The organism is Collinsella sp. LCP21S3_A9 (assembly GCF_052118785.1).
Taxonomy (GTDB): Bacteria; Actinomycetota; Coriobacteriia; order Coriobacteriales; family Coriobacteriaceae; genus Collinsella.
On record NZ_JBQKGN010000011.1, the window covers coordinates 35,981 to 48,922 of the forward strand.

Here is a 12,942-nt window from a genome sequence, read left to right on the forward strand (position 1 = left end):
AAAGTTAGAGCTCGACGGTCACCGAAGCGGGATCCTCCCCCACCAGCTCGGCCAGCATGGGAAGTGCCGCGGTGAGCGTCTCGAAAATCGTTCCGTTATTGGTAAAGCCGGCGGCAGCGTGATGTCCGCCTCCGCCAAAGTTGGCCGCAATCTCGGAGACATCCATGTCACCCTTGGAGCGCAGGTTTCCGCGCACCTTGGTATCGCCCTCGATGCCCTTAAGGAACAGGCAGACCTCGACACCCATCACCGAGCGCACCACATCGACCAAGCCGTCGCACTCATCCGAGGTGACGCCACATTCCTTAAGGTCGCTTTCGTACGCGTAGCTATACGCCACGCGCCCGTGCGCGACCGTCTTGATGCGGCCCATGACGATGGACTTGAGGTGCAAGAACTCGACGCGCATGCTCTGATAGACCTCGAGCGCGACACGCGCCGGGTCGGCACCGTGCGCCACCAGGCGCGAAGCCGCATGGAACGCGGCGGCATCGGCATTCTGATACTGAAAACGACCGGTATCGGTAACCAGGCCACAGAGCAGGCAGGTGGCGATGCGATCGCGAACGACAATGCCGCAATCATCCAAAAAGCGGTCGATGATCATGGCGCACGCCGCAGCATCGACACGCCTCAGGCTTACCTCGGCAAACTCCTCGCGCGCCGGATGGTGGTCAAAGCACACCACATGTTTGGAGCGGCGGAGCACGTCGGCCGAGTTGTTCAGACGCTCGACAACCGGCACATCCACCGAGATAAACAGGTCGGGATCGCCCGTAAAGCTCGAAGCCGGCACCAGACGATCGGCGCCTTCCATAAAGCGGTAAATACGCGGAACGGGATCGTCGTCTGCGAGCAGCAGCGCGATGTCCTTGTCGGGGAACGCCTTCATGAGCGAGAGACCCAGGCCCAACACGGAGCCCAGGGCATCGCCGTCGGGAGAGGTATGACCCGAGATCGCAATGGAGGACGCACCCTCGATAAGCTCGAGGATGCGTCGTTTAATATCTGCAGACTCGCACGAGACGAGGTCGGCGGAATTAGTCATCTAAAGCTGCCTCCTGGGCGGCATCCGCTATGGGATAGCCGTCCTCGTCCTTTTCGATCGCCAGCGTGGCCGGGACATTCTCCAGCGCACGCGTAATGCGCTCGGCCTCATCGGTCGAGCGATCGATGCGAAAATCGAGCTCGGGCGTGACGCGCCAGTCGAGTGAACGAGCCAACAGGCTGCGAATGCGGCCCTTGGCGCTGGCGAGCGCCTCCATGACCTCATCGTAGCGGCTCGCATCGCACGACACGTACACGCGCGCGAACGAACGGTCCACCGCGACCTCGACCGCGGTCAGGGTGACCAGGTCGAGACGCGGATCGGAAACCTCAAAGAGAAGGATATAACCGAGCTTCTCGCGAAGCTGCTCGCCCAGACGGCGGGTTGCCTGCGTTTGCTTCATAGCGCTACCCCCTACTCGGTACGGGCAACCTGGTCGATACGGTAACCCTCGATCTGGTCGCCGGGCTTGATGTCCTGGAAGTTCTCCAGGCCAATGCCGCCCTCGGAACCGCTCTTAAGGCTCTTGGCCTCGTCCTTGTAGTGGCGCATCGAGGCGATCTTACCGTTAAAGACAACGATGCCGTCGCGCACCAGGCGCACGGAATCGGTCGCGGCGATCTCGCCCTCCTCGACGCGGACACCGGCGGCGATACCGACTTTGGGCACCTTAAAGGTGTCCAGGACGGTCGCGGTACCCGTGGAGACCTCGACCTCGGTGGGCTTGAGCATGCCGATACGGGCAGCGTCGAGCTCCTCGAGGCACTTGTAGATAACGTCGTAGCAACGAATCTCGACGCCCTCGCGCTCGGCAGCGGAGCGGGCCTTACCGTCGGGACGCACGCCAAAGCCAATGATGATGGCGTTGGAGGCGTCGGCCAGGACGACGTCGGTCTCGTTGATGGCACCGACCGCGGAGTGGATCGTGTTGATGCGGACCTCGGACTGATCCATCTTGTCGAGCGAGTCCTGAAGGGCCTCGATGGAGCCCTGGACGTCGGCCTTGATGATCAGGTTGAGCTCCTTGACCTCGGCGTCAGCGATGGTCTCGAAGAGGTTCTCGAGCGTGACGTGCTTCACGCGGCTCTGCTCCTCGATACGGGCCTTGAGCGAGCGCTCATCGGCCAGGGCGCGCGCCTCGCGCTCGTCCTCGAACACGCGGAACTCGTCACCGGCGTTGGGGACGGACTGCAGGCCCAGGATCTCGACGGCGTCGGAGGGACCGGCCTCGGTGACGGCGCGGCCCTTGGGGTCGAGCATGGCGCGGACGCGGCCATAGGTGAGGCCGGCGACCAGCGTATCGCCCACGTGCAGGGTACCGCGGGTCACGAGCACGGTAGCGACCGAGCCGCGGCCCTTGTCGAGCTTGGCCTCGAGGACGTTGCCCGAGGCGAAGGTATCGGGGTTGGCCTTGAGCTCGAGCACGTCGGCCTGGAGCAGCACGGTCTCCAGAAGGTCGTCGATACCGATCTTCTGCTTGGCCGAGATGTTGACGAACATATTCTGTCCGCCCCACTCCTCGGGGATGACGCCGTACTCGGTGAGTTCCTGGCGCACGCGGTCGGGGTTGGCGCCGGGCTTATCGATCTTGTTGACGGCGACGACGATGGGAACGCCGGCGGCCTTGGCGTGGTTGATCGACTCGACCGTCTGGGGCATGACGCCGTCGTCGGCGGCGACGATCAGGATGACGATGTCGGTCACCTTGGCGCCACGGGCACGCATGGCCGTAAAGGTAGCGTGGCCCGGGGTATCGATGAAGGTGATCTTGCGGTCGTTGATCATGACCTGCGAAGCGCCGATGGCCTGGGTAATGCCGCCAGCCTCGCCGGCAGCGACGCCGGTGTGGCGGATGGCGTCGAGCAGGCTCGTCTTGCCGTGGTCGACGTGACCCATGACGGTGACGACCGGGGCGCGGGGCTTAAGGTCGGCGGGATCGTCGTAGAACGAGAAGGTGTTCTCCTCCTCGGGGGTGATGATCCTGATCTGACGGCCCAAGTCGTCGGCAACGAGCTCGACAAGGTCGTCGGACATGGACTGCGTCATGGTGAGCGGCGTGCCCAGCAGGAACAGGCGCTTGATGATGTCGTTGGCCGGAACGTCAAGCGCCTCGGCAAGCTCCTGGACGGTAACGCCCTGGGAGACCTTGATGGCGTCGAGCTCCTCGGGGTTCACGCCCTGGGCCAGCGCCTCCTCAATCTTGCGCTCCTCCTGAGCCCTAGCGGCCTCGCGCTCGCGCTTCTCCTTGCGCTTCTTGCGGCGACCGGTGGACTCGCGAGAGGCCTCCTCGACGGCGGCACGGGCCTCCTCGAGAACCTTCTCGCGGCTGTACTCCTCGGCCTCGCGCGCCATGCGGCTGTAGTGGTCCTCTTCGCTGTTGTGACCACCCTTGCGCTTCTTGCCCTTGCCCTGCTTATCGGGGTTGGGGAAATCCATGCCGGCAGCGACATTGTTGCTGGCATTGGTGCGATGGCTGTGCGGGCGGCTCTCGGAGGCGTTGCGGTCGTTGCGACGGCCGCCACGACGATCGCTGTTGCCGCCGCGACGGTTGCCGCGCTCGGCCTTGGCCTTGTCCTCGGCGTCCTTCTTCTCCTTGAGCACGGTCTCCTGTGCGGCGATCTGATCGAGCAGCGAACGGAAGCGCGAACCGGAGTCGGAAGCGGGAACGGCGCGGCGCTGGGCCTCGCGAGCAGCCTCCTCCTTTTCGCGGGCAAGGCGCTCCTGCTCGGCCTTCTTCTTGGCCTCGGCCTCGGCACGGGCTGCCTCCTCGGCAGCCTGGGCGGCGGCAAACTGGCGGCGCTCCTCCTCGCGTGCCTTCTCGGCGGCGATGCGCTCGCGCTCGGCCTCGGCGGCACGCGCTGCCTCCTCGGCGGCGGCAGCCTCCTCCTCGGCCTGCTTGGCGGCCTCGACTTCCTGGGCGCGGGCCTCGATCACCGAGGCAAGCTGCTTGCGGACCATGGCAACATAAGCGTCCTCCAGCGCGGAGGAAGCAGACTTAGCGGGAATCTTCATTTCGGCGAGGTGACCCATCAGTTCCTTGGAGGTCATGCCGAACTCTTTGGCCAGGGTGGAAACACGGACTTTAGCCATATGACTTCACCTACCCTTTCTGGCACCTTGGGTGCCTAGAGACTGAACGAGCGTGGGATGTGCGCCGGAACCTGTCCAGCGCAACCGCGCGCTAGATCAGGTCCTCCGCATCATCGAAGGCGTCGGTGTCGTGGACACCGCAGAAACGGGAACCGGGACGGGCCTGGTTGCGGCACTGGATGCCGTCCTCGGACACGTACTCGCAACGACGGGCGTCGTCATCCTCCTCGTCACCGATCAGGTCAGCGGCAGGCTCCTCGTGAACGGGAACGTTCTTGAGGATGTCGGCGGCAAGGGTCTCGGACTTAATGTCGATGTGCCAGCCGGTCAGGCGTGCGGCCAGGCGGGCGTTCTGGCCCTCCTTGCCAATGGCGAGCGAAAGCTGGTCGTCGGGCACAATGACGCCGGCATAGGCCTTCTCCTCGTCGATAAGGACGCGAGTGACCTTGGCGGGCGACAGGGCGTTGGCGACGTAGACGGCCGGATCGGCATCCCACAGGATGACGTCGACGCGCTCACCGCGCAGCTCGCCCACGACGGCGCGCACACGGCTGCCCTTGGGGCCGACGCAGGCGCCCACGGGATCCAGGCGGTCGTCGAGCGAGTGGACGGCGACCTTGGAGCGCTGGCCGGGCTCGCGGGCGATCGACTTGATCTGGACGGTGCCCTCATAGATCTCGGGCACCTCCTGCTCAAACAGACGACGCATGAGCTCGGGGTGGGTACGCGAGATAACGATCGGCGGACGGCTGTGCTCGCCGCGGACCGGCGGAAGCGTGGAGTTGGGGTCGCGAACGTCAATGATCACGGCCTTGATGTGCTGGTTGTGCAGATAGCGCTCGCCCATGGGGCGCTCGTTGCGCTCGTTCTCGTAGCGGCGCTGATCAAAGTGCGGAAGCTCGGCCTCGACGCCTTCGCGGATCTTGACGATCGTAAAGTCGGGTGTGGACTGCAGTACGGTACCGCTGATGAGGTCGCCGATACGGCCGGAGAACTCCTCGTAGATCTGCTCGCGGGCGGAGTTGCGCACGATGGCGTTGATCTCGGCCTTGGCGTGCTGGGCGGCGATGCGGCTGGTGTTCTTGGGGGTGACGTCGATCTCCTCGAACTCGGTGAAGTTGCCCTCCTCGTCCATGGAATCGTCGATCGGCTCCAGGCGGTAGACATAGATCTTGCCGGTGGTGCGGTCGATGGTCACCTTGGCGCCCCACTCAAGATGCAGGATCTCGGCATAGCTCTTGGCGAGCGACTGCTCCAGGCGGTCGATCAGGTAGAGCTGGTCGATGTGCTTCTCCTGGCAAAGCTCCATCAGGGCGGACATCATGTCGGATGCTGCCATGTTAGTTTCCTTCCTTCGCGGGCTTGAAGTCATAGACGGGCTTCAACTTGCACTTTTTAACATCGGAAAAATCGAGGGTGACAGACTCGCCGTCCTCGAGCTCGAGGGTTACGTTGGTCTCGGTCGCGGCGGCAATCTTGCCGGAGTACTTGCGACGGCCCTCGGTGGCGGTGGAGGAAAGCTCGCAGTCCTCGCCCACAAAGCGGGCAAAGTCACGCGGACGGCGCAGCGGGCGCGCCATACCCGGGCTCGACACCTCAAGCGTATAGCTCGAAGAGATGGGGTCGAGCTCCTCGATCACGTCGCCGACCCACTTGGTGTTGGCCGTGACGTCGTTGAGCGACAGGCTCTGACCCTCGGCACCCTCGATACGCACACGCACGCAGGGGGCCTTGGTAGCACCCACGAGCTCAACGTCGACAATATCGACATCGTGCTGGGGAGCGACGGCCTCGAGCGCGTCGATGATCGCCTGCTCGGTCTTGGTCTTGACCATTGCGGCACCTCCATCCATACAAAAAAGAAGCGGGGCCGAAACCCCACTTCTTTCAATTACAACTTCATTTGCAAGCAAACTATACCAATACCTGCGAAAACGTGCAACCACAGCACAAATCCGCAGGTCAGCGTGAGCACAGGTTCTCCACAAGAAATGGATAATTAGGTGTAGTCGCAAGTATCCATATCCAAAAAGAGGGACGACCCAGCCGGATCGTCCCTCGTCTATTGTGCATCAACTATATGCGCAAGGTTTACTTAACCACCAGGTTGACCAGCTTGCCGGGCACGCAGATGGCCTTGACGACCGTCTTGCCCTCGAGCCACTTGGCAACAGCGGCCTCGGCGGCAGCCTGCATCTCCTCGTTGGAGGCATCGCGGGCCACATCGATGCGGCCGCGGACCTTACCGAGCACCTGGACCACGATCTGCACCGTGTCCTCGATGGACTCGGCCAGGTCAAACTCGGGCCAGGAGGCGGTGTAGGCGTTGCCCTCGCAGCCGAGTGCCTCGTGCCACAGCTCGTCGGCCCAGAACGGGCAGATGGGGGCAAGGACGCTCACGATGTCCTTGGCCACGCCGTAGCACAGTGCCTTGTCGCGCGATGCGCCCTCGGTGGCGTTGAGGTAGGCGCTCGCTGCGTTGACGAGCTCCATGACGGCCGAGATCGCGGTGTTAAACTGGCCGCGATCGAAGTCCTCGGTGCACTTGGCGATGGTGCGGTGACGCTCGCGATAGAGCTTCATCGCGGTCTCGTCGAGCACGGACTTGTCGAAGGCAACGTTGGCATCACCCGACTGGACAAGCTGCCACACGATACGCCAAGCGCGCTTGATAAAGCGGTTGGCACCCTCGACGGCCTTGGGATCCCAGTCAAAGTCCTTCTCGGGCGGGGCGATAAACAGGATCGCCAGACGCATGGTGTCGGCGCCGTAGGGCTCGATAACCGAGCTCGGAGGCACGACGTTGCCCTTGGACTTGGACATGGTGTCGCCGTTCTCGTCCTTGACCATGCCCTGGCACAGCAGGTTGGTAAAGGGCTCGTCCACGCTCAGCAGACCCAGGTCGCGCAGCGCCTTGGTAAAGAAGCGGCTGTAGAGCAGGTGCAAAATGGCGTGCTCGATGCCGCCGATGTAGTTATCGACGGGCATCCAACGGTCTGCCGCCTCGCGGGAGAAGGGCAGCTCGGTGTTGTGCGGGTCGGTATAGCGCAGGTAATACCAACTGGAGCAGGTGAAGGTGTCCATGGTATCGGTCTCGCGCTTGGCCGGGCGGCCGCAGACCGGGCAGGTAGTCTCGTAGAAGTCCTTGCACTCGGCGAGGGTCTCGCCGGCGCCCAGGTCCAGGTTCTCGGGCAGCGTCACCGGCAGCTGGTCCTCGGGCACGGGCACAATGCCGCAGTGCTCGCAATGGATGGCCGGGATGGGGTTGCCCCAATAGCGCTGACGGCTGATGAGCCAGTCGCGCAGGCGGAACTCGACCTTGCGACGACCGCAGCCCATGGCCTCGAGGTCGGCCACGATGGCAGCCTCGCCCTCGGAGTGCTTACCGCCGCGCATGCCGGTGTACTTGCCGGACTGGACGAGCGTGCCCTCGGCAGCGTGGGCGCAATCCCAGTCGACGGTCTCGGCATGGAAGGTATCGATGGTCTCGCCACTGGCCTCGACGGAAGCGCGGTCGTCATCGTCCAGGATGATCGGGACGATCGGGAGGTCGTACTTGCGGGCAAACTCAAAGTCGCGCTGGTCGCCGCAGGGAACGGCCATGACGGCGCCGGTGCCGTAATCGGCAACGACATAGTCGGCAACCCACACGGGAACCTTCTCGCCGTTGACGGGGTTAACCACGTAGCGGCCCGTAAAGGCACCGTGCTTCTCGAGGGTGCCCTGGGCACGCTCGACAGCAGAGATATGCTTGGAGTCCTCGACGATCTTGGTCACGGCCTCCTCGTACTCCGTGCCCTCGACGAGCTCGTGCAGACGAGCGTACTCGGGAGCCAGGACAAAGAAGGAGACGCCAAAGAGCGTGTCGGCACGCGTGGTGAAAACGGTGATCTTGCCCTCGTCGCCCTCGATGGGATCGCCGTTGGCATCACACAGGGTAAAGTCGACCTCTGCGCCCTCGGAGCGGCCGATCCAGTTGGCCTGCATCTGCTTAACGCGCTCGGGCCAGCCGGGGAGCTTCTCCAGATCGTCGAGCAGCTCCTGGGAGTACTCGGTAATCTTGTAGTACCACTGCTCAAGGTCGCGCTTCTCGGGCTCGGTGCCGCAGCGCCAGCACTTGCCCTCGGTAACCTGCTCGTTGGCCAGAACGGTCTTACAGTTGGGGCACCAGTTGACCGGGTTCTTCTTGCGGTAGACCAGGCCCTTTTCCCACATCTTCTCAAAGATCCACTGACCCCAGCGGTAGTAGTCGGGGCTGCAGGTCTTGACCATGCGATCCAGATCGTAGGAGAAGCCCATGCGCTTCATCGTGGCGAGCGCCTGGTCCATGTTCTTATACGTCCAGGCGGCAGCCTGCGTGTTGTGCTTGATGGCGGCGTTCTCGGCGGGCAGGCCAAAGGCGTCAAAGCCAATGGGATGCAGCACGTCAAAGCCGCGCATACGGGCCTGACGGGCCATGGCATCGCCGATGGTATAGTTGCGCGCGTGGCCCATGTGCAGGTCGCCCGAAGGATACGGGAACATCTCGAGCACGTACTTCTTGGGCTTGCTGGCGTCGGTGTCGACGGCAAAGAGGTTGGAGTCCTCCCAGGCCTTCATCCACTTGGACTCAATGGCCTGCGCGTCGTAGGCAGGGATCTCGTCCTTATGATCTGTGCAATCGCACATATCAGCTCCTTTAATCTTAGCTGGGGTCGGTCGGCTTGGCTTTATTCGCTACTGCGGACAGTCCTGCGCAAGACGAAGAGCACATTAAGTGCTCTTCTTTGTGTGCGGAACTTGTAGCGAACAAAGCCAAGCCGACCGACCCTAAGGTTAACTTGACTGATGATAGCAAATACGACAAGCGAGATGCCTGCGACTTGCAGGCATCTCGCTTTATCTTAATAACGTGGTTGGAACTCAACCTTTATGTGCGGCTCTTATCCTATCGATAAGACACAGACTGCTGCGAATCCTTGACGACTACGTCGTGGGCGCCGCCTTCGACAATCGAGGTCGAGCTCACCAGGGTCAGGCGTGCCTTTTTCTGGAGCTCGGGAATCGAGAGGGCACCGCAGTTGCACATCGTGGACTTGATCTTGTAGAGCGTGCCGCCCACGCCGTCCTTAAGGGAGCCGGCGTAGGGAACGTAGGAGTCGACGCCCTCGACAAAGCTGAGCTTCGCGGCGCCGCCCAGGTCGTAGCGCTGCCAGTTGCGGGCACGCGCAGAACCCTCGCCCCAGTACTCCTTCATGTACTGACCGTTGACGTTGACGCGCTCGGTCGGGCTCTCGTCAAAGCGGGCAAAGTAGCGGCCCAGCATCATAAAGTCGGCACCCATGGCAAGGGCGAGCGTCATGTGGTAGTCGTAGACGATACCGCCGTCGGAGCACACGGGCACGTAGACGCCGGTCTCCTCGTAGTACTCGTCGCGAGCGCGGCAGACGTCGATCAGCGCGGTGGCCTGGCCACGGCCGATACCCTTGGTCTCGCGGGTAATGCAGATGGAACCGCCGCCGATACCCACCTTGATAAAGTCGGCACCGCAGTCGGCCAAAAAGCGGAAGCCCTCGGCGTCAACGACGTTGCCGGCACCGACCTTGACGTCCTCGCCGTAGTTGGCGCGGATCCACTCGATGGTGCGCTTCTGCCACTCGCTGAAGCCCTCGGAAGAGTCGATGCACAGGACATCGGCGCCGGCCTCGATGAGCAGCGGCACGCGCTCGGCATAGTCGCGGGTGTTGATGCCGGCGCCGACCATGTAGCGCTTATCGCCGTCGAGCAGCTCGTTGGGGTTGGTCTTGTGGCTGTCGTAGTCCTTGCGGAAGACGATGCCCATAAGGTGATCGTTGTCGTCGACAATGGGCAGGGCGTTGAGCTTGTTGTCCCAGATGACGTCGTTGGCAACCTTGAGGCTGATGTTCTTGTCGCCCACGATGAGCTGCTCACGCGGGGTCATGAACTCGGAGACCTTCTTTTGGTGGTCATCGCGGCTGGGGCGATAGTCACGGCTGGTAACGATACCCAGGAGTTTGCCCTTGGGAGTGCCGTCGTCGGTGACCGGCATGGTGGAGTGACCGGTCTTCTCCTTGAGCTCGATGACCTGCTCCATGGTCATGTCGGGGGTCAGCGTAGAATCGGACTGGACAAAGCCGGCCTTGTGATCCTTGACGGCCTTGACCATGGCGGCCTCGGACTCGGGGGTCTGGGAGCCGTAAATGAAGGACAGGCCACCCTCGGTAGCGAGCGCGACACCCATGTCGACGCCCGAGACGGACTGCATGATGGCGGAAACCATGGGGATGTTCAGGGTGATTGCCGGCTTCTCGCCGCGCTTAAAGCGGGTTAGCGGCGTCTTAAGAGAGACGTTGTTGGGGATGCACTGCGAGGACGAATAACCAGGGACCAGCAGATACTCCGAAAACGTGTGGGACTCACCGGGAAAGAACGTAGCCATGTTTCTCCTTTTTCCATGCGACCGGTCGGCTGCAGGCCTCGTAGGACCCAGCCCAACCTTGGGCGCCCAATACTGGGCAAGTATCTTAACGCACTTTGACTGCTACAATGCATGATTTAAGAAGAGCACACGAGGGTTTAACGCAGGCTTTGCGTTTGCCCAGCAGACACTTTAGCGGAGAGACGTGGAGCGCATGGAGTACAAGACGACGGCAAAACTGGTCATTCAGTCGTGCGACAAAGATCTGCCGGGCGTGTTCGGCCACGGCTGCGTCTTGCTGCTGCAGGGTATCGCCCGCGAACACTCGATCAACCGCGCCGCCAAGAGCATGGGCATGGCCTATTCCAAGGCATGGCGCATTGTGAACGAGGCCGAGGGGCAGCTGGGGTGCAAGCTCATCGAGCGCGACGGCGCCCGCGGGAGCTCGCTCACCCCCGCCGGCGAGCGAGCCATAGCGGCCTACGAGGAGCTGCAGGCCGAGATCAACGAAGTCATAGCCGCAAGGGCCAACGACCTGATCGACACCATCAAAGAGTAGCTAATTTGGGACGGGGCTTTTTTAGCTACCCATCCAGAGCATTCTTAACTCATAGCCAAAAATTGACATTGGGTAGCTAAAAAAGCCCCGTCCCAAATTAGCTACTGTCGGAGGGCGTTATCGAGGGCGGCGGCTACCGTCAGGGGGTCGTCGGTGCCGGCGAAGAGGCGGATGGTGTCCCCCTGTTTGCCACGTGGGGCCGAAAGACGCGTCGTTGCGCCGCCGGCAGGCGATGTGCGAAACTCCCCCGGCAAAGCGTCGAACAGCTCTCCCGCGCTACGCTCGATAAGGTCAAACTCAACTGCCGGGCCAAAGCCATGCTCGAGGATTCCCGTTGCAACCGCATGGTCAGGATGCGAGCTCAGCCCGGGATAGCGCACGTTGCACACCATCTCGTTCGCGGCCAGATACTCGGCCAGCGCACGGGCGCGGTCGAAATGCGCCTGCATGCGAGCGTTAAGCGAGGAAAACCCGCGCTCCAGCACGTCGGCCTCCTCAGCAGAAAGATCGAGCGCCGACGCACCGCAGCCCGCAAACAACGCATGCGCGCACTCAGCCGCGGCATCCACACGATGGCGCTTGACCTGCGATCGCGCCACCGAAGCGGCAACGAGCTTACGCGGGGCCTTACCGGCACACACGCGGTCGAGTGCCTCGAGCGACAGCACGGCGCCCAAGCTCAGCGGATTGCAGCCAAAGACGTCAGCCACGGTGTTGTCAACAACCAGCAGTGCATGGGCCTCACGCGCGGCGCGGCCTAACGCGCGCAAATCGGGCACACGCAGACCGAACGCGCCAATGGAGTTGGCGAACCACCACAGGTGCGGCCCCTCGGCATCAAGCGAAGCATCAAAGCCCTCGGACGCAGCAGCAAACGCCTCGGCGGACGGCGAGCCCACCAACACGACATCGCAGCCCTCAAAGCCGCACGCAAACGCTTCGGCAAAGTCATCCGCAAAGGCCACCAGGCGATCGCCGGGGCGCACAATCCCCAGAAGCGAAAGCGCCGCCGGCACATGCGAGGCCGCAACCAGTCGCGCCTCGCGCGCGCCAGCCCTTGCAGCCCAGGCCTCTTCTAGCTGTTGTGCGTCCACGTGACACCGTCCCTTCAAAACAAAAGCCCACGATGCGGATGTTTCCCCAATCTACTCGCTAGGGTTCTAGCCGTGGTATTCGCCGTTGTATTGGATAAGCGTTAGGTCCTCCACGCCATCGAGGGCACGGATGGCGTCGGCATAGGGCATATCTACACCGTCAGAGAACACCTCGACGGCCATCTCGATCTTGTCGCCGCGCATAGTCTTGGACTTAACGGTGAACTTGGTGCGCCCAAACGCGCGCACGATATCGTCGCCAGTGGTCTGGCCCGTGTAGTGAATGACCATCATGTACACGCGCGACTTGTCCTGACTGCTCGCAAAGCCGGCGATCATCAGCACGATCACTGCTGCCGTGAGCCCAACGAGTGCATACATGCCGGCTCCCGCCGTAATGCCCGTGGTAATGGACCAAAACAGATACAGCAGGTCGAGCGGGTCCTTGACCGCCGTACGGTAGCGGACGATGGACAGAGCACCGACCATACCGAGCGAGATGACCACGTTTGTCGAGATCGCGAGCGTGACCATGCAGGTGAGCACGCACATGCCCACGAGCGTCACGGCAAAGCTACGCGAATACACCACGCCGGTAAAAAAGCGCTTGTACACGTAATAGATCAGGATGCCCATGGCGAGCGCCACGAGCAGCGACAGGCCGATCTTGGCAGGGTCGACCTGACCAAACGCCTCCAAGACGGAGTTCTTAAAAAAGTCCCTGGTGCTCATG

Annotated in this window: 10 protein-coding genes; 1 reads left to right on the plus strand and 9 read right to left on the minus strand. The window is 62.5% G+C overall.

What is annotated here, in order from left to right; genetic code table 11:
* Positions 1–4: 4 nt before the first annotated feature.
* From ACTQ05_RS06105 to ACTQ05_RS06135, 7 genes are all read right to left on the minus strand, one after another.
* Positions 5–1,048 carry a DHH family phosphoesterase gene (locus ACTQ05_RS06105; RefSeq protein ID WP_427719632.1) on the minus strand — a complete coding sequence of 348 codons (1,044 nt, stop codon included), beginning with the start codon at positions 1,046–1,048 and terminating at the stop codon, positions 5–7.
* On the minus strand, positions 1,041–1,451 hold the full coding sequence (gene rbfA, locus ACTQ05_RS06110) for a 30S ribosome-binding factor RbfA (protein ID WP_006234038.1): 411 nt from the start codon (positions 1,449–1,451) through the stop codon (positions 1,041–1,043). Before rbfA ends, ACTQ05_RS06105 begins: the two co-directional genes overlap by 8 nt.
* Positions 1,452–1,462: 11 nt before the next feature.
* The gene (infB, locus tag ACTQ05_RS06115) at positions 1,463–4,138 is read right to left on the minus strand and encodes a translation initiation factor IF-2 (protein WP_427794682.1); all 2,676 of its coding nucleotides are present in this window, start codon (positions 4,136–4,138) and stop codon (positions 1,463–1,465) included.
* 91 nt (positions 4,139–4,229) lie between these two features.
* Positions 4,230–5,477, minus strand: a complete 1,248-nt coding sequence (nusA, locus tag ACTQ05_RS06120; RefSeq protein WP_154515419.1) for a transcription termination factor NusA — start codon at positions 5,475–5,477, stop codon at positions 4,230–4,232.
* 1 nt (position 5,478) lies between these two features.
* Positions 5,479–5,973: a ribosome maturation factor RimP gene (gene rimP / locus ACTQ05_RS06125; protein ID WP_441033500.1), complete on the minus strand. Its 495-nt coding sequence runs from the start codon at positions 5,971–5,973 to the stop codon at positions 5,479–5,481.
* A 256-nt stretch (positions 5,974–6,229) separates the two neighbouring features.
* Positions 6,230–8,806 (minus strand): leucine--tRNA ligase, encoded by a 2,577-nt coding sequence (gene leuS, locus ACTQ05_RS06130; protein WP_441063441.1) that lies wholly within the window; start codon positions 8,804–8,806, stop codon positions 6,230–6,232.
* Between the two features lie 259 nt (positions 8,807–9,065).
* Positions 9,066–10,577: an IMP dehydrogenase gene (locus ACTQ05_RS06135; protein WP_154515410.1), complete on the minus strand. Its 1,512-nt coding sequence runs from the start codon at positions 10,575–10,577 to the stop codon at positions 9,066–9,068.
* A gap of 193 nt (positions 10,578–10,770) precedes the next feature.
* On the opposite strand from ACTQ05_RS06135, the gene ACTQ05_RS06140 reads away from it, so the two are divergent.
* Entirely contained in the window at positions 10,771–11,115 is a 345-nt protein-coding gene (locus tag ACTQ05_RS06140) for a winged helix-turn-helix domain-containing protein (protein WP_427719637.1), read from the plus strand.
* A 101-nt stretch (positions 11,116–11,216) separates the two neighbouring features.
* Here ACTQ05_RS06140 and ACTQ05_RS06145 read toward each other — a convergent pair whose 3' ends face one another.
* Positions 11,217–12,209, minus strand: a complete 993-nt coding sequence (locus ACTQ05_RS06145) for a PLP-dependent transferase (protein WP_441063442.1) — start codon at positions 12,207–12,209, stop codon at positions 11,217–11,219.
* A gap of 66 nt (positions 12,210–12,275) precedes the next feature.
* The gene (locus ACTQ05_RS06150) at positions 12,276–12,941 is read right to left on the minus strand and encodes a DUF4956 domain-containing protein (RefSeq protein WP_441538347.1); all 666 of its coding nucleotides are present in this window, start codon (positions 12,939–12,941) and stop codon (positions 12,276–12,278) included.
* Position 12,942 lies beyond the last annotated feature (1 nt).

Excerpts from the sequence above, each read along its gene's own strand:
- nusA (WP_154515419.1), bottom strand. The coding sequence starts at position 5,477 with ATGGCAGCATCCGACATGATGTCCGCCCTGATGGAGCTTTGCCAGGAG.
- ACTQ05_RS06150 (WP_441538347.1), bottom strand. The coding sequence starts at position 12,941 with ATGAGCACCAGGGACTTTTTTAAGAACTCCGTCTTGGAGGCGTTTGGT.
- ACTQ05_RS06135 (WP_154515410.1), bottom strand. The coding sequence starts at position 10,577 with ATGGCTACGTTCTTTCCCGGTGAGTCCCACACGTTTTCGGAGTATCTG.
- rbfA (WP_006234038.1), bottom strand. The coding sequence starts at position 1,451 with ATGAAGCAAACGCAGGCAACCCGCCGTCTGGGCGAGCAGCTTCGCGAG.
- leuS (WP_441063441.1), bottom strand. The coding sequence starts at position 8,806 with ATGTGCGATTGCACAGATCATAAGGACGAGATCCCTGCCTACGACGCG.
- infB (WP_427794682.1), bottom strand. The coding sequence starts at position 4,138 with ATGGCTAAAGTCCGTGTTTCCACCCTGGCCAAAGAGTTCGGCATGACC.
- rimP (WP_441033500.1), bottom strand. The coding sequence starts at position 5,973 with ATGGTCAAGACCAAGACCGAGCAGGCGATCATCGACGCGCTCGAGGCC.
- ACTQ05_RS06105 (WP_427719632.1), bottom strand. The coding sequence starts at position 1,048 with ATGACTAATTCCGCCGACCTCGTCTCGTGCGAGTCTGCAGATATTAAA.
- ACTQ05_RS06140 (WP_427719637.1), top strand. The coding sequence starts at position 10,771 with ATGGAGTACAAGACGACGGCAAAACTGGTCATTCAGTCGTGCGACAAA.